Genomic DNA, 24,186 nt, shown 5'->3' with positions numbered 1-24,186 from the left:
GATAACATGTCACCTACGTGTGTTAGACCGCTGTACGCGGTTGAATAAATAGTTAGGCATACATTTTGTAGAAAACTGCAATTTCTAGATACTCTGACTGGCGCAAAGTTAGTGTCCCTAGTTTTTCGCCACAGATTTGAGACGGTCATGCTTGGTATGGTCACGCTGTAAGACCAAGAAGAAAATGGTCAAACAACTGTCTTCATTGGGGAACGCACCAATTTCATCGGACTTGTTCCTAAACTCTCGAAACAATCGTTCGAGCGCATTAGTGGTTCGGACGAGTGGATATAAGGATGGGTTCAAATCATAGAAATTAAAGGTCAAAACAATATCTCTCAAAAAGGAGCGGATGGCATTAGGTTCAACAGACTGCCAAGTCCCGACAAAGACCACCAATCGCTCAATGGCTTCCATCCAATCATCGGTTTTATAGATGTCATAGGCGTCAGTCTTAATCTGGGTATAGCGAAGCTTCTTTGCTTCTGGAAGGTCTAGGGTCTGACCTTGCGCATCTTGGATGGATAAATTCTCATAGCCCAGATGACGCAGCATTGCCCTGATTTTATGAGTGATGCACAGTTGATGCTGGGCCTGAGGTACCCAGGCTTTGAGCACAGCGGGCAATCCATTGGTCCCATCACTGACGACAACCTCAACCCCATCAAGCTTCAATCCACGCTCCTGTAAACCCTTGAAAAAAGACTCCCAGGCGAATTGAGATTCACTCTCGGCAATCTCATAGTGCAAGATTTCACGAGTGCCATCTGGATAAATGGCCATTGCCACTAAAACAACCCGTTCTTCGGCTTGACGCAAGGCGCGCACATGTCCAGCTTGGTCTTCAAAGGTTTCCCCGCTTGCATATTGAATTCTCACCCAAACACCATCGACAAGCAAAATGGGTACAGCAGTGGTAATTTTTGCCGTGCGCCGTTGATTCATCTGCTGTTGAGCGGCTTCTGTGATTCGGTTGATGGCATTGACCGATAATACAGCCCCGAGTAATGGATAGAGCGCTTCTTGCAAGTCTCGCAAGGACAGGCCCATGACATACAGACTTAGACAAAAGTTTAATAGACTGCCAAGGCCCCGTTGATAGCGCCCCAAGATTTGCCAGTCTCGGTCTCTGTTCCCATGGCGCAGCTTGGGTACCGACAAGGATTCGATGCGCCCGTATTCGCTATCAAGGACTCGCTTGAAGTAGCCAGACCGACGAGGTCGTTCTCCCGCAAGCTGATTGAGATGCTCTTGTAATTCTTCGCACAGAGCTGCTTCTAAGACGCTTTGCGTAACCCCCAGAACCTCTGTATTCAGTTTTTCCTGTAGGACTTCGTTCAACTCTGGATATGGATTTTGGGTTTGAACCCGCAGTATTTGGGCTTTGCGTGTGACGATATCCATTCTCTGTTGGCCTGAATCTCTTATCCTCAGACCTTTTCACGCTTTGGCCTCTATGGCGAAAAACTCAGGACACTAACCGCAAAAGACTAAAGAACGGTTATGAAGCTAGCATCATCGCCTGAAAATCCAGTTCTCATTCTTGAAAGATTCAATGGGATTGAAATATACCCAGTAGAACTTGCTGAATGGAATCTTTACAAAGACAAAGAAAATGGCATGATGAATCTGTGGATTGCTTTATCTATGGGACTAGCTATCAAGCAGCAGAAAGATACAGAACCTTTACATGCCAAGCCGAACTGGGAACTCAATTTAGTAGAACAGGGTTTGCAGGTGGAATTAATAAAACCAGGTTTTACGGCAGTCATTCCAGAATCCTATGATGAAAGCAGAGATGGCTGGATTACCAATTTTTACTACTGTGAACATGAAGGAACAGATAAAAATATAATTGAGGTTGTTGAGGTTGATGGTAATCGAGTGCGCTTTCGTCTTTTGGGAGAGACAGTTGATGTGAATTACTATGATGGCTCTAAGCCTGCAACTAAACTGTCTGCTGATGTATGGTTTGATCGGAACCAAGATGGTGGAAGGACAATGTCATGAGAAGTTGCTGAAAAGTTTAAATGCCTAACCAGCACGTGCACAGGAACGGAGGTATACGCTATCGGTTATGATACAAAGTGTGCTGCCGTCCGGTGACGCGCAGGCCGTTAGCTGGCTTCCTTCCAGGAGTTAGGTTGATGGCTTGAAGTTTTTTTTAAGTCAGAAGTTTTCTACTTGCATTTGGTGCTCTCTTGATATCAGAAATGTCTGAATATTGGCGTTATCCAGCAAGAGTTCTAGGATGCCTGCGAAATGGAGAGATTACAGTTATTCTTTGTGCTGGTATTGGATTAGCAGACGGTGGAAGGCAAACAGAACTCCCAATTTATATGATTCCATTCGATCTGAGAATACCAAACAGCGAATTTGATGTTTTGCTAGATCGTGTTTCAGGGTGCTTTGTAAGAGTTTTGCGTAAAGATGAAATTTATCTTGATTATGACTAAAAATTAGTTGGTAGACTTAGTTGGTGGATTAGTGAACGGTTTCGCATGGAATTTGAGTGGAACCCAGACAAGGCTGAGTCAAACTTTGGGAAACATGGTGTTTCCTTTGAAGAAGCGGCGACTGTATTTAACGATTCGCTATCAGTAGCCTTTCCCGACCCAGATCATTCGATAGGAGAGAGCCGTTACGTTATTATTGGTGTATCTAGGTTTGGACAGCTTCTAATGGTTGCTCATACTGACCGAGGAGAAACAATACGAATTATTAGTGCCCGAAAAGCGACTCGACCAGAAAGGAGGTTCTATGAACAGGGAAATTGATGCCGAAATGGAAGATGAGTTACGTCCTGAGTATGACTTCTCTCATCTTAGTGGGGGCGTAAGGGGAAAATATGTTGAACGTTATCGAGCAGGTACAAATCTAGTTCTTCTTGATTCTGACGTAGCTCAAGCTTTTCCTACGGAAGACTCTGTAAACGAGGCATTACGACTATTGATGCAGGTTGCTCAGCGCCAGTCAGCTAACCAGTCGTTGGAGCCGAACGTATTAAAGTAATCGGCTGAGTTCCAGAGCTGGTTGACTGACAAAACATGAATCCAAGGCCCTGAAACCGTTGCCTGACATAGACTTCAAGCGGCAGAAACATAAAGTTGACGAACAAAAGCTGTAACCCTTGCTATAAAAGACTTCTAATCGATCTAAGCCAAACCTTTGTCAGTCAACCAGGTTCCAGAGTCTATCTGCGTCGGCTCAACTCCAGGCCGTTATTTAGGATGCCCAGAGTACGAGTTCTTTCTATTTCTCTAGCTAACTGACACGGCAAAATGTCATGGCAAAAAATCTTCGTTCAAAAGCCGATCTGTGCTGTAGAGGCTGGCTTTTGCAGGGGTCATCGTTCGCTTCCGCAAGCTATAATCGCTCGCTGTACTGTAAGGCAATTATACTGCCCTGCTCTCGGGCACTGCGCGCTACACTTTCTGAACCTGCGATCGCCCCAACAAGCCCTGGGGCCTGACCAACAGCATGATAAACAAAATCCCAAAGGCGATCGCGTCCTTGTAGGCAGAAAAATCGCCCGGCACAAAGGCTTCAACAATACCGATCGCTAGGCCCCCCACCACAGCCCCCGGAATGCTCCCCAACCCGCCCAGCACGATCACCGCAAGCCCCTTGAGACCAAAGCCAATGCCAAAGTAAGGTCCCGCAATGCTGACACTAGAACCCACCAGCGTTCCGGCTAGAGCGCCCAAAAAACCGCTCGCAAAAAATGTGAATACGATAAAGCGATCGGTGTTGATGCCTAGCAAACTGGCCGTTACCGGATCTTCCGCTACCGCTTGCATCGCTTTGCCGTACTTCGTCGCGTTGACCCAATAGGTCAGCCCCGTCAGAATGACCGCAGACACGGCAAAAATAATAATCTGCACCGTGCGGATGGGGATGGGGTTCTCGGCAGTGCCGAAATTCACCGCTGCCGGAAGGCTGCCGTAGGTATTGGCTGGAAATGTATAGGTTTCAGCCCCGACCAGGTATTGGATCGAGTTGACAATGACAAACGCCACGCCCAAGCTTGAAACCACGGTCAAGAGAGGGTCCGAACCCCGGCGTCGCAAGGGACGAAAGGCGAAACGCTCGATCGCGATGCAGACCAGGCCGGAGAGCGTGCCGCTGATGGCGACTGCTAAGGCAAAGGGCAGCTCTAGGGGCAGTTTCAGATTAGCGAGCAATCCATTAAACCCAAAGGCACCGCCCATCAGGATGTAGGTAAAGTACGCGCCCAGGGTAAACACCGCGCCGTGAGCGAAGTTAATGATGCCCAGAATGGAAAACACGAGGGTGTAACCCAGGGCAAAGATGGCGTAAACGCTCCCGACGGACAGACCATTGAGAATATTTTGGAGAAACAGCGTAAGAGTCATTTGAAAAGATCGATCGTGATGAACTAGTGCGGCGGGGTTCGGCTTCGCTCACCCCTCGCCAACCCGAGGTTTGAGGGGTGAGCGAAGCCGAACCCCGCCTGGAAAGTTTAATTATTTCAAAAAGGCAAACTTACCGTTGGTGCCATTGGCATCCATTTTAATCTGGGCCACGTAAAAGTCTTTCTGGACGATCTCGCCTTCTGGGGTAAAGGAAATTTCGCCTAAGGGCGTATCGTACTTGCCTTTGAGGATCTGCTGGTTGAGCGCGACTCGCAGTTCCGCTAGCGGTTTTTGGCTGACCTTACTTTGCCCGTCGATCGCCTTGAGCGCCTCTACAAATACCTGCACCCCTGTAAATGCTTGAGCGCTAAACTGGGGCGGCTCTTTCTTAGATTGCGCTTGGTAAGCCTTCCGAAAGGCCTGATTGATGGAGCTGGCATACTCTGGATTGTAGGCTTGGGCGATCAGCACGCCGTCGCACAGGGCCTTACATACGGGCAGTACGTTGGAGGTATTGAGGCCGTTGCCGCCGATAATAGTGCCCTTGTAACCCAACTCGCGCAGTTGGCGCACGAGGTTACCGCCGTCTGCTGCCAGCCCCGAGATAATGGCTAAATCCGGTTTGAGGTTCAAGGCAGCGGTCGCCTGGGTTTGGAAATCGGTGTCTGTGGTTTGGAATTTCTGTACGGTCGCCAAGTCCAGTTTCTGCTCCTTTACGGTTTTCTGAAAAATCTCCGTTTCGGACTTACTGAAGGCATCGTTTTGGGCAAAAAAGACCGCTACCTTTTTAATCTTGGGATCGAGCTCGAGCGCCGCTTTTACAGCATTGGGAGCCACGATCGAAACCGGAGCGGAAACGCGGGCGACAAATTCCCCGATCTGCGGAATGCCTTTAGCCGTGTTGGAAGGGCCGAGAACGGGTACCTTCGCGCGATCGGCAATGGGGTTGGCACTGAAGGCTTGCTGGGATAGCGTCGGTCCCACAATCCCCACCACTTTATCCTTGCCGATCAGACTTTGAAAGGCATTGATCGCGCCCGCTTCGTCCCCGCCCGTGTCTTGAAAGACGAGTTTAATGGGGGTGCCGTTGATACCGCCTTTTTCGTTGAAATACTTTTCCGCAAGTTTGGCTCCCGTGACTTGCTCTTGGCCGAGGAGGGCGACGTTGCTGGTTTGAGCGACTCCAACTCCAATGGCGATCGCCGTTGCGCTGCCCTTCCCCGTCGAGCCGCTTTCGCCAGGGCTGCTGTTTCCCCCAGATTGAGGGCCGCTGCCAGTACAAGCTGCAAGGGCGAAAACACAGGGTGCTACAAACGCAATGCAAGGATATGTTTTGCGCATAATGCTATGAAGAATCTAGATCGTTTCCGATAGGTCTATAACAGAAGAATAAAGCGAATGTGCCTTATTCCGCGCGTTGAGCTAGCAACAACCCCCTATTCTGACGTTCTGGCGCTTTGGCCTGCTGCTAAAAGTGCCGTTCCGTAGGCGGCCTGCTGGTGGGGCGAGGCGCAAACGGGCACCTTCAGATGCCGCTGCCGCATTAAACGCCAAATCTCATTTTTAGCGCCACCGCCTGCCGTCAAGACCTGTTGCAGCGGCGATGCGCCCAACCGCTCTAGCAAAGCGTACCCTTTCGCTTCAATGCGGGCCATGCTGTCGAGCAGACCCTGCAAAAATTCAACATCGTCGGCAGGGCGAGGTTCTAACTGTGGCTGCAGGTCCGGCTGGTTGACGGGAAATCGTTCCCCTGGCGTTAGGAGCGGGTAGTAATGGAGCAAACTTTCGCGGGTGGGGTCGATCTTCTGGCTGAGCTGCGTCAGGGCTTCCACCGAGAAAAAGCGAGCGAGTACTGCACCGCCTGTATTGGATGCGCCGCCTGCGAGCCACAGATGCCCCAGTCGATGGCTGTAGATGCCGTACTCGGCACAGTCTACCCGCTGCTGGCTCAGCAGCTTGAGGACCAGTGTGGAACCCAGGGAGGTGACGGCTTCTCCCGGTTTTACGGCTCCGCTGGCAAGGAAGGCTGCAATGCTATCGGTGGTGCCTGCCCGAAGTTGACAGCTCAAAGGCAGCGCCAGTCGCGCGGCGATCGCCGGAGAAACCCTGCCCATGAGACTTCCTGGGGGCAGTACCTTCGGCAACAGGGTGGCGAGGGGCTGAAGGAGCGGCGCTGCAAACCAGGCGGGGTAGGACTCTGTCGCTGGGTCGTAGCCGAGTTTTAGGCTGTTGTGGTAGTCGCTGATGCCTAATTGTCCGTGGAGCAGGAAGGCCAACCAGTCAGCTTGATGCAAAAAATATCGAGCTTTTTCCCGCTCTGGTTGGGTTTGAAAGGTTAGAAGCTTTACCAGGCTCGAGCTGGCACTGAGGACGCAACTGTGGGGAGGCGCGACCGTCTCGAGCTGTTGGAGTAGGGCGCGATCGCCGTTGTCTCCGTACATCATTGGTGGGAGGAGGGGCTGCCCTCGGACATCGCACAGCAATACCGTCGAAGAGGTGCCGTTGATGGCGATCGCCTCAAGTTGCGACTTCAGTTCCTGGGGGATGCCGCCGATCAGCTCGAACAGCGCCGCTTTCCAAACCAGCGGATCGCGCGCCTCTTGGGGCGTGGAGTAGGCGATCGCCTGTTCGTTCAGGATTTGGGCGGTGGGGGAAAGGGCGATCGCTCGTGCGCCTGAGGTACCAAAATCGAGTCCTACGCAAACCTTCATCGAAAATTCGTTAACTTAGAGTTAAGCGCGGTTACGGCTGGATGTAGAGTTCAACAGGATAAGCGAGTGGATATCGTTGAAGCCCTTAAAGCGGATTATGCCAGGTTTCCTGAAGATCAAACCTACGAGCTGTATGCGGCAGATGTTTTTTTTCAAGACCCGCTGACTTCTTTTAAGGGCGTGGCGCGCTATCGCAAGATGATTCATTTCATTGCGCGATGGTTTGATGCGGTGAAGATGGAGCTGCATAGCATCCACGAGATGGACCGATGCATCGAAACGACGTGGACGCTCCGCTGGATCGCTCCCCTGCCCTGGAAGCCGGAGATGGCAATCTCGGGCCGCAGCGAGCTCGCGCTCGACGATACGGGCTTGGTTCGATCTCACCTCGATTACTGGGACTGTTCGCGGCTAGATGTTCTGAGGCAACTGTTTTCGAGAAAGCAGCGGTCTACCATAGAATCGCCTTAATCGTTCTGCACGCTGAGAAAATATGACCAACATTGGCGTTCCTAAAGAAATTAAAGACCAAGAGTTTCGCGTGGGTTTGACGCCCAGCAGCGTTCGATTGCTCTGCATGCAAGGCCATCAAGTGGCGGTCGAAACGACGGCGGGTTTGGGTGCTGGGTTTACAGATGCAGACTACGTCCAAGCGGGCGCGCAGATCGCGTCCGATGCGGCGATCGCCTGGCAGCAGGACCTTGTCGTTAAGGTGAAGGAGCCGCTGGCCGCAGAGTACGGCTTTCTGCGCGGCGATCTGGTGTTGTTTACTTATCTGCATTTGGCTGCCAATCGCGAGCTGACGGAACAGTTGATCGAGTCTGGGGTTACGGCGATCGCCTACGAATCTGTTGAAGTTTCTGCGGGCGGGCGGATCCAGTTTCCGTTGCTGGCCCCCATGAGCGTCATTGCAGGGCGGCTTTCGATTCAATTTGGCGCGCGATTTTTGGAGCGGCAGCAGGGCGGGCGCGGGGTTTTGCTCAGCGGTATTCCGGGGGTAAAACCCGGCAAAGTGGTTATTTTAGGCGGCGGCGTGGTGGGTACCGAAGCGGCGCGGATTGCAGTGGGGATGGGCGCTCGAGTCGCGCTGCTGGATGTAAATGTAAACCGTCTGACGGAATTGGAAGCGCTGTTTGGATCGCGGGTGGAGCTGCTGTACAGCCATCCGAGCGCGATCGCCGAAGCGGTCCCTACGGCAGATTTGTTGGTGGGTGCGGTGCTCGTGCCCGGTCAGCGCCCGCCCACCCTCGTGAAGCGAAAGCTAGTGCGGGAAATGCATAATGGCTCGGTCATTGTGGATGTGGCGGTCGATCAAGGCGGTTGCATTGAGACGCTCCGCCCCACGTCTCACACTAACCCGGTCTATGTAGAAGAGGGCGTGTTGCATTATGGGGTGCCCAATATGCCTGGAGCGGTGCCTTGGACTTCAACTCAGGCTCTCAATAACAGCACGTTACCTTTTGTCGTGAAGTTAGCCAATGAAGGTCTCGAAGCGCTTTCCACGGATGCCGCGTTGGCAAAAGGACTGAATGTAAAAAACCATCGCTTGGTTCATCCTGCCGTGCAAGAAGTCTTTCCAGATCTGTAGGAAAAGAATTACTGAAACGCGATCGCGTCGGCTCGAAAAATTTGCAGAAGATTCGACAGGGTGAAAAAGCGGGTTTTACAGGCGCGATCGCCGCTCTTGGATGGATCGAAAGTCCCAGTGTAGGGGTTTTGTCCTCTACTTGGCATTGGCCAATAGGTAGCAGACGGCAGCGGGCAGATCGGGCAACACGGTCGTGGGTTCTAGGCGCTGGAGATAGGCATGGCTGCGGATGCCACAGGTTAGCGCTACAGTCGACAATCCCAGCGCTTGCCCTGCCAGCACGTCCGCTTCCGTATCTCCAATCACCCAAAATTGGCTTGAGTCATCGTTTGCATTGCGAATGAGGTTTTCTAAGATTGCCTGTTTCCCCGCCGCATAGTTTTGATAGGCTGAAAATCGATCTTCCGCACCGCAGATATAGTCAAAGTGATGGGCCAAGTTCAGCTCTTGCAAAAGCTGTTGCGCCTCCATCTGGCAGCGTAGCGTCACCAGCGACAGCCGCACTCCGCGTTGGCGCAGTTGCTCTAAAGAACGCCGCACGCCAGGTTGAAGCCGATCTTCTTGGAGCAAGATCGGCTGATTGACGATTTCGAGAACGTTTGACAAAAACAGGTCGATTTGTTCGTAGCGAAGCCCGGAGCAGAACGCAATGTCTTCATCTGGCATGCGTTCCTGCTTCATCTGCCAGAATTGAGATTCGCTGAGGGGTGTCAGCAACAGCGATCGCCCTTGGACTTGGAAATAGGCTTGCGTTTCGGCGATCGCCAACTGGTACGTTTTGTAGTAGCGGCGCGAAACGTCGATCAACGGTCCATCCAGATCGCAAAACACCGTTAGATTCATCGATACCCCACACCCATAGCCCCCTGCACCGACAGGATTAGATGACTCAGCGGCACCCTCGGCAAACCCGATCGACATAACCCTTACTCAAGGATTGAAACATTTCGTTACTTTACATTAACAACTTATTGTAAAAATTGGGGAGATTTTACAGGGCTATAAGAAAGACTGATTGTAGCTAAAGCCCTTGGGAAGGCGATCGAGCGCCCAAATTTCTCCAAGTATTGGCGGACTACCAAGGATTCCCCACCAGCGTAAAGGCAGACCAATAGTAAGGATGCGTGTAGTCAACCACCTCAGGAGCGGCGTTGGCGGAAGTGGGGGCTTGTCCGGTGCGGCTGGGGGACGGCTGAGCGGCGCCGCGAAGGTTCAATCTGCCTTTGAGCATGGCAATCTGAGTCTTGCGCAGCGCATCTGCCTTGATCGATGCGGAGGGGATCTGGCGATAAAACTCAGACATGAGCGCGAGCGTTCCCGTATCGCTGACAGCCCAGAGACTGGCAAGGGCGGCTTTGCTGCCGGACTGTACCGCCAACCCTGCAAAGCCCAGCTCTGCTTGCGCATCTCCCAAGGCAGTTTGGCAGGCACTTAAGACTAAAAGCTGTACCGCGGGCGATCGCAGACCTAGCGATTTGAACCGATCCTGCCTCAGCTGGTCGTCCCAAAACTGAATGTAAGACTGGGTGACGTCTCCAGGGAGGAATTTTGCGTGGGTTGCAAAGTGGACGATCTCAAACGGATAAATGTCGCGTCGGGCCTTGAGATTCGCGAGGGTAAAGTCTTGGTTCAGCCAGCGCTCGCCCCTTCCCAATCGATTCACGATGGTCGATAGCTCCAAGGGTACCCCTGGCAGCGCGCTTTTATCCTTAAATTCCGAAGCCCCCATTGCCAAAACATAAACATTCTGAAGTTTAGAAACGCGATTGTCCAACAAGTTGAAGGCCGGAATAATAGAGAGGCTGTATTTTTCGACCAAAAACTGCTGTCCGTCGTGCAGCGCCGCTAGCGGCAAGCCCCGCAACCCCTTACCCAAGCAAAAAATAAGCGAGTTAATGCCGCGAGCTTTGAGATCTGGCTCTAGCGGCGCGATCGTCCACTGATACAACGCCCGAGCAGAGGGCAAGTAAGCGCCATTGAAATTTGAGGGATTTGCGACCTCGTTGCGGAAAGCCTTGGTCATCGCAGCGAGCGCGTCTCGATTGGCTGCCGTTACCCGTCGATGCACTGGAGGACCGCCTGGAGCCACCAGGATCAGTTCTAAATGGTTGGTCGCTGGCACTGCGTAAATGAGTGCTGCCTTTTGGCCTGATTCGCGATGATTTTTTTCTAGCACTCGAACGATTTGCTCGACATTCAGAAGACGGCTCGTCAATTTGCCCTGATAGTAATTTTCGAATTGTCGCTTCCAGCCCAGCTCGATCTGTTGGATGCCTCCAGCAACATCGCCCCGATCGAGCGATCGCCCCAGCTGAACCGCATCTAGTCCCACGGGTTTGGCCGCTGTAGGGGATGCCGCGATCGGTCGCGCCGTGCCAGCCCCGCCATCTGCTAAGGGAGAACGCTCTGCTGCCGTAACGAGATCGGGATGCTTGAGGGCAAAGGCCGTACTGAAGAAAATGCCCAAAAATAAAGCGAGTATTTTTTGTGACTGCAATGCTTTCATCGTGTTGCTGCTGCTGTCCGTAAAAGTTCAGATTCTATCGCGATCGCTCGTCGGAAGCTGCTCCTTTGCGCTGGAGCATTCCAGTAATTAACGCAACGCCAAAGGCGATCGCAAGGGCAATGCCCAGCAACCCGTAACTTTGACGTTTTTCCAAAAGATTTGCTCCCACGATTACCGCTGGAGTGTGGGCGATCGGAATACTGATGCAGAGCGCCCCTAAAAACCGCGACCAAGCCGTTTGGGTTAGACCCGCGCCGTAACTTACAAAATCGAAAAACCCCGTCATCAGAAAGGCCGTTAACAGCGGAAAATTTCGCTCTAGATGCTGTTGGCCCAACCGATCTACTCGATTCATGAAGCGTTGGCCGATCAGCTGTTCGACCAACCCTCGACCGTAGCGACGCGATAGATAGAAGCTGAGGCTGCACGACAAAAAGTCTGCCAATACAATGACTAGCAACCCCTCAGTTAAGCCTAGCGTCAGCCCTGAGGCAAAGGCAAAAGCCGTACCTGGAACGATTGGAATCACAACGCTGATAAAGCGCAGTCCAAAAAAGACCAGCGGAGCCAGAATCCCTAGGGATTTTACTTTCAAGCGCAGAGTCTCAACGTCAAAGCCATAAGTGCGTAAAAGCCAGATGCTAAGGGCCACCGTCCCAACGATTAGAAAGAATTGAAGTACTTTTCTTGCGGCCTTATTCATGCAGCTTTTTTGTCCTTAGCTCAGTCCTGTCGGATTCTTCTGTCACTTTAGGGAAACGTTACAACGCTGCGGATAGACTTCCCTTCGTGCATGAGGTCGAAGGCTTCGTTAATGCGATCGAGGGGCATGGTGTGGGTCACCAAGGAATCGATGTCGATTTTGCCGTTCATGTACCAGTCCACAATTTTAGGAACATCCGTGCGTCCCTTTGCACCTCCAAACGCCGTCCCCTTCCAGACGCGACCCGTCACCAACTGAAACGGACGCGTGCTGATTTCTTGGCCCGCTCCCGCAACGCCGACGATCGTGCTCACGCCCCAGCCCTTGTGACAGCACTCTAGCGCTTGACGCATCACGTCCACGTTGCCAATGCACTCAAAACTATAGTCCGCACCACCTTTCGTCAGATCCACCAGGTAGGGCACCAAATCCCCTTCAACTTCCTTTGGATTCACAAAGTGAGTCATGCCAAATTTTTCGGCGAGGGCCTTTTTAGCGGGATTGAGATCGACTCCCACGATCTGGTCCGCCCCAACCATGCGCGCGGCCTGGATGATATTGAGGCCGATGCCACCCAATCCAAATACCACTACGCTTGCCCCTGCTTCGACTTTGGCCGTGTTGATAACCGCGCCAATTCCTGTCGTGACCCCACAGCCGATCAGGCAGACTTTATCGAAGGGGGCGTCCTCGCGGATTTTGGCTGCGGCAATTTCTGGCAAGACGGTGTAATTGGCAAAGGTGGAGGTGCCCATATAGTGGTGCAACATTTGACCGTTGCGTGAAAATCGGCTGGTGCCGTCGGGCATCAATCCTTTGCCCTGGGTTGCGCGGATGGCTTGGCATAGGTTGGTTTTACCGCTCAGGCAATACTCGCAGCAGCGACACTCGGGGGTATAGAGCGGAATCACGCGATCGCCGACCTTTAGAGATTTCACCTCCGGCCCCACTTCTACTACTACCCCCGCACCTTCGTGGCCCAAGATGGTGGGGAATAACCCCTCCGGATCTGCTCCAGAGAGGGTGTAGGCATCCGTATGGCAAACGCCCGTGGCCTTGATTTCAACCAGCACTTCCCCTGCCTTAGGACCCTCAAGCCGAACGGTCTCGATGACGAGGGGCTGCCCTGCTTCTAGGGCGATCGCCGCTTTTACATCCATGGTGTCTGAAACTCCTGCACTTTAAAGTTGTCTCATCCAAAGTCTTTCATCCCAAGTCTCTCAGCCTTCAATTTCAGGCCACAACCGTTGCAGGCGATTTCGCCAAGCCTCTAAAGTTGCGGCCCGAGCCTCAGGCGTGCTGTCCAGATCGCCCATCACGCCCTCTTGGTAGAAGCGGTCTAGGTTTTGGACGGTCGCGTCTAAGGACATCTTTTGCTGTTTTGCAGCTCGAACGATGAGCGCGACCTGCTCGTCGGCATACCGATCGAAGCAGTCGTTGAGTCCGCGTTGCTGGAGATTGGTGAGCTGGGCGATCGCCGCGACAAAGTCTTCCGCAGTCAGCGAGGGAAAGGCATGCTGAAAGACCGCCCACAGCGCATCTTGATGCAGCCCGTATCGAACCTCGCCCGTATCGTCAAAATTATGCTCCAATAGCTCTTTCCAAAACGGTTCTGCCTCGGCTGCCGACACGATCGGAACCATCATTCGCAGCCAGGATCGATCTTCGGACAAGAGCACCAAAAGACGGTACGCAGATGTTTCGACTTGCCAAAGTCCAGGTTCGATCGCCTGTATGCCCGATTTGTAAAGAGAGGCGAGGATTGGATCGATTTCGTCTATCACCATGGCACGTCGCCACCTCCTATGAGACTCTTCTATTTCAGCACCTTTGCCGATCTTAAAACGTCTTGCCTGGGTTTTGCAGCTCGATCTCCCGATCGTCCTTCGATCTATTCGATGTAAAAGAGAAATACCGCAGGGCGGCTAAAATAGGAGTAACCCTCTCCATCAATCGCTTAAAGCCATTTCAGAGATGAATCCCATCGGTAATTCTGTCGTGGCGCCAGGCTTTCCCCTACAACGCTGTAACTGAAGCATGCAATTCTCCCAGACGCGCCAGTACCTTCGCCAACTCGATCGAGATGCGCCCTTTTGCTTGGCTGAGGCAGCGCTTTATATTGCGTTGGAAGAGTATCCCGACTTAGAGATTCAGCCCTATCTCCAGCGCTTGGACGCGATGGCGGAAGAGGTAGCTCGACAGCTTCCTCCAGATCCGTATCCGCTTAAGATTCTGCAGACGATCGATCGCTATCTCTTCGAAACCCTCGGATTTTACGGCAACGAACGGGACTACTACGACCCTCGCAATAGCTTCTTGAACGAGGTGCTCGATCGCCGCACGGGCATCCCGATTACCCTGTCTTTGGTGTACCTCGAAATCGCGCGTCGCATTGGGTTCCCGATGACGGGCATTAATTTCCCAGGACATTTTTTGATTCGGCCCGACCGGGAAGACATGGAGCTGTGGGTAGATCCGTTCCATCAGGGCGAGATTTTGTTTCCTGAGGACTGCAAGAAACGCCTGGAGACGATCTACCAGCAGCCTGTCGAACTGCGGCCCGAATTTTTTGAGCCGATCTCTCCCCAGCAGTTTTTGGTGCGGATGCTGAACAATCTCAAGCACATCTACCTCAACCGAGGAGATCTCCACAAGTGCTTGGCCGCCTCCGAGCAAATTTTGCTGGTCGACCCGGACGCCGCGATGGAGCGCCGCGATCGCGGGGTGTTGTACTATCAATTAGGACGCTGGGTCGAGGCTCGCCAGGACCTAGAGGACTACTTGGGAAAAATCCCTCAGGCTCAAGACCGACCTTTAATTTTTCAATTGTTGGAGCGCATTACCCAAAATTTATAACTCAGGTTACAACTGAGTAGGGTGTTTGCCCTCAACCTTTTTTATAAAACCGATCGATTCAGAGCTGTTTTTAATACTCCACTAATGGCAACGACTTACGAGCTTCCCGTTGATGAAATTTCCAGCGGCTTCCACGCCCTGTCAGATCCCATACGCGTCAAGGTTTTAGAGTTACTTCAGCAACAGGAGCTATGCGTGGGAGGACTCTGCGAGGCCCTCGATACCAACCAATCTAAGCTGTCCTTTCACCTCAAAGTCCTCAAGGATGCCGAGTTGGTCAACGCGCGTCACGAAGGCCGTTGGATTTACTACAGCCTCAATATCATGCAGTTCGTTCGCCTCGAAAAATACCTCTCAAACTATCGGCGTTTCAGCGAAATATGCCCGCCCGTAGGCTACCAAACAGCAGGCCACAACTAAGGTAATTTCTAGAAAAGAGAATACCGAATCGTAGGGGCGCAAGCCCTTACGCCCCTACAGAATGGTTGGTCGTTTCTATTTCGGGAATAGCCTACTTTAATGATCTTCCAAAAAACTAAACCTGCCTTTCAAACGCGTCAAAAAACTAACGCATTCAAGCAGCAGGTATCGCGTGCGATAATAGTTTTGCAGGATGGAAAAACGGGCTAGGAGGGATTCGAACCCCCGACACCGTGGTCCGTAGCCACGTGCTCTAGTCCACTGAGCTACAAGCCCATCCAGAATTAAAACTATAGCATACTGGTTCGCAATGGCAAAAGATTCCGATCGAGATTTATCCCTGTCTCATCTCAATGAAACGGGTCAGGCCAATATGGTCGATGTTTCGGAAAAGCCATCGACCGTGCGAGAAGCGACTGCCCAGGGCAAAGTCCGCATGAGTCTGGCGACCTTCCACGCCATAGAGCGAGGCAACGCACCCAAAGGCGACGTGCTCGGTACTGCTCGGCTGGCGGGCATTATGGCTGCAAAGCAAACTTCATCCCTCATCCCGCTGTGTCACCCATTGCCCTTGACCGGCGTGAAAGTCTCGATCGCCTCCGAGCCAACGCTGCCGGGGTACGCCATTCAGGCCACAGTTCGCACTAAAGCCGAAACGGGCGTAGAGATGGAGGCGCTGACGGCGGTGTCCGTGGCTGCCCTGACGCTCTACGATATGGCGAAAGCCCTAGACAAAGCCATTACCATTGAATCCATTGGCTTGATGTCTAAATCTGGCGGCAAATCTGGCAAATGGCAGGCTGAATCTTAAACCCATGGCGGAACGTCTCGATTATTACGCAGTTTTACAGGTGTCCAAACACGCCACGCCACTCGAAATCAAAAAAGCATTTCGGCGGCTCGCGCGCCAGGTGCACCCCGACTTAAATCCCAATAACGCTGCGGCAGCCGCGCAGTTCAAGCAGCTCTCCGAAGCCTACGAAGTGCTCGGCGACCCCCAACGGCGATCGCGTTACGACGGCAAGGAACTCAACGAACCCGTACCTCCCGATGAGACCGCCGCCGCAGCCCCGCAGCCCAAGTCCTCTCAAGCCTTTTATTTGCGGGCGCTTGACAAACTCTCCCAGCGGGACTACCGCGGCGCGATCGCAGACTTTACCCAGGCGATCGCGCTGTTTCCAGGGGGAACAGAAGCCTATCTGGGCCGCTGCCAAGCCTACGACGCGCTGAAGGACGATCGGGCGGCGTTAGAAGACTGCTACCAAATCCTGCAGAGAAACCCCAATTCAGCCCAGGCGTACCTCTATCAAGGCAACGCGCGCTTGCGGCTCGGGTATCCCCAGAGTGCCGTGGAAGCCTATACCAAGGCGATCGCCCTAGAAGTCTTTTTCGCCCAAGCTTACTATCGCCGCGCCCAAGCGCGGCTCGAGCTGAAAGATGCTGCTTTGGCCTACCCAGACTTGCTCAAAGCCATCGAGCTGTTCGGCGCCCAACAAAATTGGACCCAGGTTCAGCAAGCGGAGATTCTGATGCGCGATTTACAACCACCCACCCCCGCTGCTGTCCCAAAGCCCTCAGCCTCCAGCCCGCCTGCAAAAAGCTACTGGAGATTAGCCTTGGGCGGCATCCCTAGCCTCATCTTTAACCCGAGCGACAACCTGCTGCCAACCTTTGCCAGGTTGACGCCCGCTCCAGCGGCTTGGACGGGACTGCTCTACGGACTCAGCGCAGTGGGAAGTCTCGTTCTCAGCAGGGGAGGTCAGCAGAGTACACCCTTGGGATATGTCAGAGATGAGTTATGGAAGGTTGGGGCGATCGGGATGGCCGCTTACCTGGGTCTAGTTCTGGCTAGCGCGATCGTCCGACGGCTGGCTCGCGGGCGCGGCTCTGTTGCAGCCGATTTTTTCTTGGCAGGGGTTGCCGCTTTGCCCATGGCCGTTTTGGCCCTAGGCAGCAGTTTTCAGTTGGGAATCGGCGGAGCCCTCCTCAGGATCGTTGCCGTTTGCTACAGCGTCTTAATTTTGTACGTCGGTTGCACCCAGCTCAGCGACATCGACGAGCCTCGCGCGATGGCGGCGGTGCCCTGCACGATCGTTGCGAGCCTCGGCATCGCAGCCTTGGTGGCCAACGCTCTCTGAGACAAACTCGCCACCGTGCTACGATTGCGAAGCCTTTAATCCTTGTCGCGCGCTTTACTACGTCTTGGCATCAATCATGCGGCCTCCCTTTCTTTCCGTCATTCCAGCGCTAAAGACCGTTTCCGAACTCTATTTCAAAGCAGAACAGACTCCACCAGACCGACTGAAGGGATGGTCCCTGACCGATCGCGACCCCCATACGATCGAGCAGCTCATGCCCTGGTGGGAATGGCTCTATTACTACTACTTTCGCGTCTCTACCGACGGCTGGGAGCACGTTTCCCCCAGAGATAAAACCCTGTACGTCGGCTCCCATAATGGCGGGATGGCAGCCCCGGATATGTTCATGATGATGGTGGACTGGTACTGGCGATTTGGTCTAGAGCGGCCCGTCTACGGACTCATGCATCCTAAGGTTTGGCAGGTAATGCCCGCGCTGGCCCGTCTGGCGGTGCAGGGCGGTGCCGTGCAGGCCCATCCCAAAACGGCGATCGCCGCCCTGCGTTCCGGTGCCAGCGTCTTGGTCTATCCCGGTGGCATTCAGGACGTGTTTCGGCCCTATCCCCAGCGCCATGACATCCATCTCAACGGTCGCCAAGGGTTTGTCAAACTCGCCCTGCGGGAAGAAGTGCCCATCGTTCCGGCCATCTCCTGCGGCGCCCACGAAACCTTCTTAGTCCTGACCGATATTTACCCTCAGGTTCAGGCGCTGCGGCAGCAACTCGGACTCCCTTGGCTCTTCGGCATCGATCCAGAAGTATGTCCGATTTATTTAGGTTTGCCGTGGGGAGTGGCCGTTGGCCCCCTCCCCCATGTACCCCTCCCTGCGAGGATTCATACTAGGGTCTGCCCACCGATCGTGTTCGATCGCTATGGACCCGATGCGGCCCAAGACGAAGACTACGTGAATGACTGCTACGAAAACGTGCGCCGTTCGATGCAAACCGCACTGGACGATCTGGCAAAGGAGTTGAGCGTATAGACTAGTTGAGGGTCGAGCGGGCAAATCGAGCAATGACAGGTGAAGGCTTAGTTAGAGAACCCAGCCCAGAAGAGCGAGAACTCCAGAAAAAGCGGACTGAATTAGCGGATCTCGAAACCCGCTTAGCAGAACGCGAGCTGGAGTTGGCAACATTTCAGGCCGAACTCCATATTTTCGAGCGCGTTTACCTACAGGTAGTGGGAATGCGGCAGCAAGAACTGCAGCGCATCGAAGCTCAAATTGAAGAATATATGGATTATCTGGCCTCAGCCCATTCCTTTAAGCCGACTCATGAGTTAAAACAGCTTTATCGACAACTGGCCAAAGCCATTCACCCTGACTTGGCCACCGAGCCGGAAGCGCGCGCAAAACGCGAGCTATTCATGGCAGAAGCCAACCGAGCCTACGAATGTGGGGATCTCGAACGACTTCAGGAGCTGTTCTTTGAGTGGTTGAATTGTCCCGAATCGATTCAAGGAGAAGATCTCGCCGCCGAACTGATTCGTACTGTCCGAAAAATTGCTCAAAGCGAACAGCGCCTTGCTAATATCGAGCAAAAAATTAAAGGACTAGAAAAAACGGACATTTTTCAGTTACAAATGAAGGCAAAGCGAAGTCAACAACTGGGACGGGATCTTTTGATGGAGATGGCTCGCGAACTGGACAAACAAATCCATCGGGCACAGCATCGCTTAAATGAGTTAAAGACGCGCACGGGGTAAGGTAAAAACGATGAAATATCCAGTTCAAATTACAGAAAAGCCTTTACTCTACTCGATCGCGCGTAGCTCAGACCCAAATGCGTTAGTGGGAGCAAGTCACTTGTTTAAGGAGGGTTTAGCCTTAGCCAACCAGTTAGAAAGCGCGAACAATTCCGATGCGCCCGCAGGCAGCGAACCGCCGTCGCCCAACCCCGCGAGTTCGCCGTCGCAGCCACCTCAGGATTGCGACGAATTCCTGGAAGACTTCACGACCGTCCAGTCTGCGTCCGGCCTCAAAACGCCTCAGTCCTCCAAGACTACGTTGGTACAATCTGGCTCGGATCGGTCTTGGACGCAGGTCTGGCTCCAGCGCGGTTTGCTAAAGCTAAACCAAGAAAATTTTAAGGGCGCGCTCGAGAACTTCAGACGGGTGCTTCAAAAAGATGCGAATTCCGTGGAAGCAATGAACGCTTTGGCGGTCGCGCAGTACCGCCTTGCCAATTTTCAGGATGCAGTGGCGTCTCTGCACGCAGCGATTCTGCTGCGGCCCACTCAGTCGACCCTTTACAGCAATCTCGGGGCGGTGCTGTATGGTAGCCGAGATTTTGCGGGAGCGGTATCGTCTTTTCAGAAAGCGGCGCGCCTTGACCCCAAGGATGCGTTTGCCTACTATGGCATGGGGCTATCGCTGATTCAGCAACGGGATTATCATAAGGCGATCGCGGCCTTTCAGCGGGCGATCGCGATCGACGATCGGGATGCCCATAGCTATTACGGCTTAGGCTACGTCCACTGCCAACTGGGCGACCTCCCTGCGGCGATCGCGGCGATCGGCAAGGCCAAGCAGCGGAATCCGCAGTATGCGAAACGCTACGAGACTTTCTTAAAACACTGTCTGGCCCAAGACGATACGCCCTACGACGTTCGATAACCGAAGGATTTTGGGATTTCGTTCTATCTGGCAACATCGATTACCGTACCGCTTGAGGAGAATTCATGACGCTTACCCTGCTGCCCAAGGACATCCTGCACGTCATCGGCACGGTTAAAGGGCCAGGGGAAAGCGGAAACCAATACGTCTTCATCACCGCCCAAACCGATCGCATTAAAATTGGCGAGTTCGTGTACTATCGCCTAGACAGTGCCGATGATGAAATTCTCAACATTCTGGGGAAAATCTCGACCTGCCGCCTAGTCGATCACCTCCCCGATCGCATTTTTGCCGATAGCGAAGTAGACCCCAGTACCATCGCTGCCCTGATTGGATTTAAGTACCCCAGCCCTGAAATCTACGAAGTGGCCGTTGAGGTGATTGGCTATTTCCATCCCAGCCTGGGTTTTATGAACCCCCGCCGCCCCCCCGAACCCGGCGCTAGGGTTTATTTGGCTGACGATCGCTTTTTGACGGGCATCCTCAACAAGCAGCCCATGGGTGCGGTGGGTTCTGCTCATGTCGGTCACTTGCTGCTCAGAGAAGGACAGTCAGTGCCGATCTCGCTGGATGTAAAAGAGCTCGTCAGCACCCACATGGCCATTTTGGCGGGCACCGGATCGGGCAAATCCTATACGGCAGGGGTGCTGATTGAGGAATTGATGCGCCCCCACAACCGAGCGGCGGTGATGATTTTCGACCCCCACGGCGAGTACGGCACGTTGGATGGAATGCGCGGGCATCCTGCCTTCAGGGGCGAGGATGGCTACGAACCCAAAGTTAAAATTCTGCACCCTCAAGACATTCGCATCCGCTATTCGTCGCTGGACTACGGCGATGTCATGGCCTTGCTGCCGGAAATGAGCGAGCGGCAGCAGTCGATCCTCAATAAGGCGTTTAACCTGATGCGCAAGTCGAAGAAGGGCGATCGCTGGGATATCAACGACCTTCGCCATGCGGTGTTTCAGTCCGATATCGTGCAGGACGATAACGGCAATGAAAAGCAAGGCTCTTCTGCGGATGCCTTGGATTGGAAACTGAGCAAGTTGGAACTGTCAGATTATTTCCATGCCTTCGAGCACCTCGGTCCCAGGGATCTGTTTGAGCCCGGACAGGTGACGGTGCTCCAAATGAATGAAATTAGCCAGGACGAGCAGCAGGTGATTTGCGCCGCTCTTTTGCGCCAGACGAACCAAGCCCGCGTCAATACGGTCAAAGAAAAACACGAGCCAGGGGATGAAAATTATCTGCCTTACCCGGTCTTCGTGCTGCTGGAAGAAGCCCATCGCTTCGCCCCCGCCCACGAACCCTCCCGCTGCAAGGCCGTTATCCGCACCATCTTGAGCGAAGGGCGAAAGTTTGGCTTGGGGGTGGGGTTGATCACTCAGCGCCCCGGCAAGCTGGATTCCGACGTGCTGTCCCAGTGCATGAGCCAGTTTATTATGCGTATCGTCAATCCCGTGGATCAAGAAAGCCTGAAGTACGGGGTAGAAGCGGCTGGACGCGATTTGCTCAAGGAACTTCCGGCCTTGACTAAGGGCCAAGTGATTATCTCGGGACTTTGCGTCAATACTCCCGTTCTGTGCCAAGTCCGCCAGCGGTTGACCGACCATGGCGGCGAAACGCTCAATGCGCCAGCGCTCTGGCAAGATCATTTTCTGAGCCACCGCCAGCGCGAACGGGTTGCCGCTAAAGCCCCAGTGGCCGGACAGCGCCGACCGACGACTGTGCGGGGCGTTTCCATTGATTAAAAACCTAGATGTCGTACAGCGATTTTATAGGGGCGTAAGGCCTTGCGCCCCCACGGTAACTTTTCGTCTAAAAATCGGCTGAAAGATTGAGGCTAATCGCTAGACCTCGACTGGGCGGGCAGTGCCGCCACGATCGCATCGGCCACTCGCCCCACGGGAATCAACTCCAGGCCCGTATCTGCTAGCGCTTGACCTTTGGGAATAATGGCTCGCTTAAATCCCAGCTTGGCAGCCTCTTTCAACCGCAGTTCCAGCTGGGAGACGGAGCGCACCTGCCCACCCAATCCTACCTCGCCCACGATCGCCGTATAGGGATCTACCAGCCGATCTCGGAAACTGGCTGCCACGGCGATCGCCACGCCTAAATCTGCCGCCGGTTCGCTCACGTTAAGCCCTCCCGTCGAGGAAACGTAGGCATCCAGCTTCGAGAGCGGAATGCCGAGCCGCTTTTCCAGTACCGCCAAGATTTGCAAAAAGCGATTGTATTCTACCCCCGTTGTCGAGCGCCGGGGCGACGCGTAGCTCGTGGGGGCCACCAGTGCCTGCAGCTCTACCACGATGGGACGGGTGCCCTCGCAAGCCACGATGGTCGCGGTTCCCGGCGTTGCTTCGCCGCGATCGCCTAAAAACAGCGCCGAGGGGTTGAGCACTTCCTCCAAGCCCTTGTCGCTCATCTCAAACACGCCCACCTCGTGGGTGGCCCCAAAGCGGTTCTTGACCGAGCGCAAGAGCCGATGGCTGGCAAAGCGATCGCCCTCAAAGTACAGAACCGTGTCCACGAGATGTTCCAGGACCTTCGGCCCGGCGATCGCCCCTTCCTTGGTGACGTGCCCCACAATAAATAATGTGATATGCTGTCGCTTCGCCAATCGCATCAACGCTGCCGTACATTCGCGCACTTGGGCCACAGAGCCAGGAGCAGACGTCATTGTGGGCATATAAATGGCCTGAATGCTGTCGATCGCCGCCACCTGAGGCTGGAGCGCGTCTAGCTCCTGCACGATAACCTCCAGATCGGTTTCTGGCAGCAGGTATAAATCGGCCTTATCTGCTGGGGGAGGTGTCGCTAGAGGCGCAGCCATCAAATGTGCCGTCCCCAGCCGCTGCGCCCTCAGCTTCACCTGCTGCCCCGACTCCTCGGCACAGACGTAGAGCACGCGGTGCTGGGTTGCCAGCCTATTCATCATTTGCAACAGCAATGTCGATTTTCCGATGCCGGGGTCCCCTCCCACCAAAACCAGAGAACCCGGTACGATACCGCCACCCAATACCCGATCCAACTCAGAATAGCCAGAATTAAAGCGCTGCGTAGAGACTTCGACAATTTGTGCCAAAGTCAATGCGGCTTGCGGTTCCGGTACAGACCCGCTCCGGCTAGAATGCCGCTGTGCCGAACCTAGGCGCCCCCCATCCATCGCTCCCGAGGATGCCGCTACCGCTTGTTCGACCAAAGTACCCCAACTATTACAGGCAGGGCATTTGCCAAAAAACTGAGCCGATTCGGCTCCGCATTCATTGCAAACAAATTTCGTACGCGTTTTTGCCATGCAAATCTTAAATAAAATTAAAGTCCTTTATCCCTCAAACCTCTTATGCAAAAGGCTTTGTGAATTTTTATTCTTAACAAACTTCATGGTAACTTAATCATAGAGGTCGAAAAATTAGCCTTTAAAACAGCCGAGACTTTAAGGAGCGTTAAGTCAGTTGGAAAACCATAAAGAAAGAATTTTAGTGGTGGATGACGAAGCGAGTATCCGCCGAATTCTAGAAACCCGACTTTCGATGATTGGCTACGATGTCGTTACCGCAGCTGATGGAGAAGAGGCCATCGAAGTTTTTCACCATGAAGTGCCGGATTTGGTGGTCTTAGATGTCATGATGCCGAAGTTAGATGGCTATGGGGTTTGTCAAGAGCTGCGCAAGGAATCGGACGTTCCTATCATTATGCTAACGGCTTTGGGAGATGTGGCAGATCGCATCACGGGTCTAGAACTAGGGGCTGACGATTACGTGGTCAAGCCTTTTTCCCCCAAGGAATTAGAGGCGCGCATTCGCTCCGTGCTGCGCCGTGTCACTAAAAATGGAAGTCCTGGGATTCCTAGCTCTGGTGTTATTCAGGTCACGAGTATCCGTATCGATACCAATAAGCGGCAGGTTTATAAAGGGGACGAGCGCATCCGTTTGACAGGGATGGAGTTTAGCCTGCTAGAGCTATTGGTGAGCCGTTCTGGCGAAGCGTTTTCGCGGGCTGAGATTTTGCAAGAGGTATGGGGCTATACGCCAGAGCGCCATGTCGATACGCGCGTGGTGGACGTTCACATCTCGCGGTTGCGAGCCAAGCTGGAAGAAGATCCCAGCAACCCCGAGCTGATCCTCACGGCACGGGGGACGGGGTATCTGTTTCAGCGGATTTTGGATGCCAATGAGTCTAATTGATGGGAGCGGCGGGTGCGATTTCGCAGATCGACGAGCTTTTCCCATTGCAAGGAATCTCAGCAGCTCTACTCTCAGCGTACGAACCTG

At 53.6% G+C, this 24,186-nt stretch carries 26 protein-coding genes and 1 tRNA gene; 15 read left to right on the top strand and 12 right to left on the bottom strand.

Annotated elements, in window-relative coordinates; all coding sequences use genetic code 11:
* Positions 1–117: 117 nt before the first annotated feature.
* Positions 118–1,404: a transposase gene (locus R6H26_RS19370; RefSeq protein WP_404784748.1), complete on the bottom strand. Its 1,287-nt coding sequence runs from the start codon at positions 1,402–1,404 to the stop codon at positions 118–120.
* 99 nt (positions 1,405–1,503) lie between these two features.
* Here R6H26_RS19370 and R6H26_RS19365 point away from each other — a divergent pair, with 99 nt between their 5' ends.
* The 4 genes from R6H26_RS19365 (at position 1,504) to R6H26_RS19350 (ending at position 3,012) form a co-directional block, all read left to right on the top strand.
* Complete coding sequence (locus R6H26_RS19365) at positions 1,504–2,010, top strand: hypothetical protein (protein ID WP_404784746.1); 507 nt, start codon at positions 1,504–1,506, stop codon at positions 2,008–2,010.
* A 203-nt stretch (positions 2,011–2,213) separates the two neighbouring features.
* Entirely contained in the window at positions 2,214–2,456 is a 243-nt protein-coding gene (locus R6H26_RS19360) for a hypothetical protein (protein WP_404784745.1), read from the top strand.
* A gap of 45 nt (positions 2,457–2,501) precedes the next feature.
* The gene (locus R6H26_RS19355) at positions 2,502–2,777 is read left to right on the top strand and encodes a BrnT family toxin (protein ID WP_404784743.1); all 276 of its coding nucleotides are present in this window, start codon (positions 2,502–2,504) and stop codon (positions 2,775–2,777) included.
* A complete protein-coding gene (locus R6H26_RS19350; RefSeq protein WP_404784741.1) occupies positions 2,761–3,012 on the top strand; it encodes a hypothetical protein in 252 nt (83 codons plus the stop codon). Before R6H26_RS19355 ends, R6H26_RS19350 begins: the two co-directional genes overlap by 17 nt.
* 413 nt (positions 3,013–3,425) lie before the next feature.
* Here R6H26_RS19350 and R6H26_RS19345 read toward each other — a convergent pair whose 3' ends face one another.
* From R6H26_RS19345 to R6H26_RS19335, 3 genes are all read right to left on the bottom strand, one after another.
* Entirely contained in the window at positions 3,426–4,376 is a 951-nt protein-coding gene (locus tag R6H26_RS19345; RefSeq protein ID WP_404784740.1) for a branched-chain amino acid ABC transporter permease, read from the bottom strand.
* Positions 4,377–4,487: 111 nt separating this feature from the next.
* Positions 4,488–5,717: an ABC transporter substrate-binding protein gene (locus R6H26_RS19340; protein WP_404784738.1), complete on the bottom strand. Its 1,230-nt coding sequence runs from the start codon at positions 5,715–5,717 to the stop codon at positions 4,488–4,490.
* Positions 5,718–5,812: 95 nt separating this feature from the next.
* Complete coding sequence (locus R6H26_RS19335) at positions 5,813–7,087, bottom strand: FGGY-family carbohydrate kinase (RefSeq protein WP_404784737.1); 1,275 nt, start codon at positions 7,085–7,087, stop codon at positions 5,813–5,815.
* Between the two features lie 66 nt (positions 7,088–7,153).
* On the opposite strand from R6H26_RS19335, the gene R6H26_RS19330 reads away from it, so the two are divergent.
* On the top strand, positions 7,154–7,558 hold the full coding sequence (locus R6H26_RS19330) for a DUF2358 domain-containing protein (protein WP_404784735.1): 405 nt from the start codon (positions 7,154–7,156) through the stop codon (positions 7,556–7,558).
* A gap of 22 nt (positions 7,559–7,580) precedes the next feature.
* Positions 7,581–8,675 (top strand): alanine dehydrogenase, encoded by a 1,095-nt coding sequence (ald, locus tag R6H26_RS19325; RefSeq protein WP_404784734.1) that lies wholly within the window; start codon positions 7,581–7,583, stop codon positions 8,673–8,675.
* Positions 8,676–8,683: 8 nt separating this feature from the next.
* Here ald and R6H26_RS19320 read toward each other — a convergent pair whose 3' ends face one another.
* The 6 genes from R6H26_RS19320 to R6H26_RS19295 all read right to left on the bottom strand — a co-directional run bounded on the left by R6H26_RS19320 (position 8,684) and on the right by R6H26_RS19295 (position 13,671).
* Positions 8,684–8,821, bottom strand: coding sequence for a hypothetical protein (locus R6H26_RS19320; protein ID WP_404784732.1), 138 nt, complete (start codon positions 8,819–8,821; stop codon positions 8,684–8,686).
* Positions 8,811–9,596, bottom strand: a complete 786-nt coding sequence (locus R6H26_RS19315; protein WP_404784731.1) for an HAD family hydrolase — start codon at positions 9,594–9,596, stop codon at positions 8,811–8,813. The genes R6H26_RS19320 and R6H26_RS19315 overlap by 11 nt, the downstream gene beginning before the upstream one ends.
* 154 nt (positions 9,597–9,750) lie before the next feature.
* The gene (locus tag R6H26_RS19310; protein ID WP_404784729.1) at positions 9,751–11,181 is read right to left on the bottom strand and encodes a CHAT domain-containing protein; all 1,431 of its coding nucleotides are present in this window, start codon (positions 11,179–11,181) and stop codon (positions 9,751–9,753) included.
* A 34-nt stretch (positions 11,182–11,215) separates the two neighbouring features.
* Positions 11,216–11,884: a TVP38/TMEM64 family protein gene (locus R6H26_RS19305; RefSeq protein ID WP_404784727.1), complete on the bottom strand. Its 669-nt coding sequence runs from the start codon at positions 11,882–11,884 to the stop codon at positions 11,216–11,218.
* A gap of 47 nt (positions 11,885–11,931) precedes the next feature.
* Positions 11,932–13,044, bottom strand: a complete 1,113-nt coding sequence (locus R6H26_RS19300) for an S-(hydroxymethyl)glutathione dehydrogenase/class III alcohol dehydrogenase (protein WP_404784725.1) — start codon at positions 13,042–13,044, stop codon at positions 11,932–11,934.
* A 60-nt stretch (positions 13,045–13,104) separates the two neighbouring features.
* On the bottom strand, positions 13,105–13,671 hold the full coding sequence (locus tag R6H26_RS19295; protein WP_404784723.1) for a hypothetical protein: 567 nt from the start codon (positions 13,669–13,671) through the stop codon (positions 13,105–13,107).
* Between the two features lie 250 nt (positions 13,672–13,921).
* On the opposite strand from R6H26_RS19295, the gene R6H26_RS19290 reads away from it, so the two are divergent.
* Together R6H26_RS19290 and R6H26_RS19285 are read left to right on the top strand one after the other, a co-directional pair.
* Entirely contained in the window at positions 13,922–14,740 is an 819-nt protein-coding gene (locus tag R6H26_RS19290; RefSeq protein WP_404784722.1) for a SirB1 family protein, read from the top strand.
* An 84-nt stretch (positions 14,741–14,824) separates the two neighbouring features.
* Positions 14,825–15,160, top strand: coding sequence for an ArsR/SmtB family transcription factor (locus R6H26_RS19285; RefSeq protein ID WP_404784720.1), 336 nt, complete (start codon positions 14,825–14,827; stop codon positions 15,158–15,160).
* Positions 15,161–15,362: 202 nt separating this feature from the next.
* Here R6H26_RS19285 and R6H26_RS19280 read toward each other — a convergent pair.
* Positions 15,363–15,436, bottom strand: a tRNA-Arg gene (locus R6H26_RS19280).
* 34 nt (positions 15,437–15,470) lie between these two features.
* Here R6H26_RS19280 and moaC point away from each other — a divergent pair.
* From moaC to R6H26_RS19250, 6 genes are all read left to right on the top strand, one after another.
* Entirely contained in the window at positions 15,471–15,971 is a 501-nt protein-coding gene (moaC, locus tag R6H26_RS19275) for a cyclic pyranopterin monophosphate synthase MoaC (RefSeq protein ID WP_404784718.1), read from the top strand.
* A 4-nt stretch (positions 15,972–15,975) separates the two neighbouring features.
* Positions 15,976–17,298: a DnaJ domain-containing protein gene (locus R6H26_RS19270; protein ID WP_404784717.1), complete on the top strand. Its 1,323-nt coding sequence runs from the start codon at positions 15,976–15,978 to the stop codon at positions 17,296–17,298.
* A gap of 76 nt (positions 17,299–17,374) precedes the next feature.
* The gene (locus R6H26_RS19265) at positions 17,375–18,280 is read left to right on the top strand and encodes a lysophospholipid acyltransferase family protein (protein ID WP_404784715.1); all 906 of its coding nucleotides are present in this window, start codon (positions 17,375–17,377) and stop codon (positions 18,278–18,280) included.
* 32 nt (positions 18,281–18,312) lie between these two features.
* Positions 18,313–19,002 (top strand): molecular chaperone DnaJ, encoded by a 690-nt coding sequence (locus R6H26_RS19260; protein WP_404784713.1) that lies wholly within the window; start codon positions 18,313–18,315, stop codon positions 19,000–19,002.
* 10 nt (positions 19,003–19,012) lie between these two features.
* A complete protein-coding gene (locus tag R6H26_RS19255; RefSeq protein ID WP_404784711.1) occupies positions 19,013–19,912 on the top strand; it encodes a tetratricopeptide repeat protein in 900 nt (299 codons plus the stop codon).
* Between the two features lie 65 nt (positions 19,913–19,977).
* Positions 19,978–21,663 (top strand): ATP-binding protein, encoded by a 1,686-nt coding sequence (locus tag R6H26_RS19250; protein ID WP_404784710.1) that lies wholly within the window; start codon positions 19,978–19,980, stop codon positions 21,661–21,663.
* Positions 21,664–21,755: 92 nt separating this feature from the next.
* Here R6H26_RS19250 and radA read toward each other — a convergent pair whose 3' ends face one another.
* Positions 21,756–23,210, bottom strand: a complete 1,455-nt coding sequence (gene radA / locus R6H26_RS19245) for a DNA repair protein RadA (RefSeq protein WP_404784709.1) — start codon at positions 23,208–23,210, stop codon at positions 21,756–21,758.
* A 157-nt stretch (positions 23,211–23,367) separates the two neighbouring features.
* Here radA and rpaB point away from each other — a divergent pair, with 157 nt between their 5' ends.
* A complete protein-coding gene (gene rpaB / locus R6H26_RS19240; protein WP_404784707.1) occupies positions 23,368–24,099 on the top strand; it encodes a response regulator transcription factor RpaB in 732 nt (243 codons plus the stop codon).
* Positions 24,100–24,186: the final 87 nt, after the last annotated feature.

It is taken from the genome of Altericista sp. CCNU0014 (assembly GCF_044923475.1).
GTDB lineage: Bacteria > Cyanobacteriota > Cyanobacteriia > Thermosynechococcales > Thermosynechococcaceae > JAAURS01.
The sequence above is the reverse complement of the archived record's forward strand: the minus strand, read 5'-3'. Positions and strand labels throughout refer to the sequence as shown.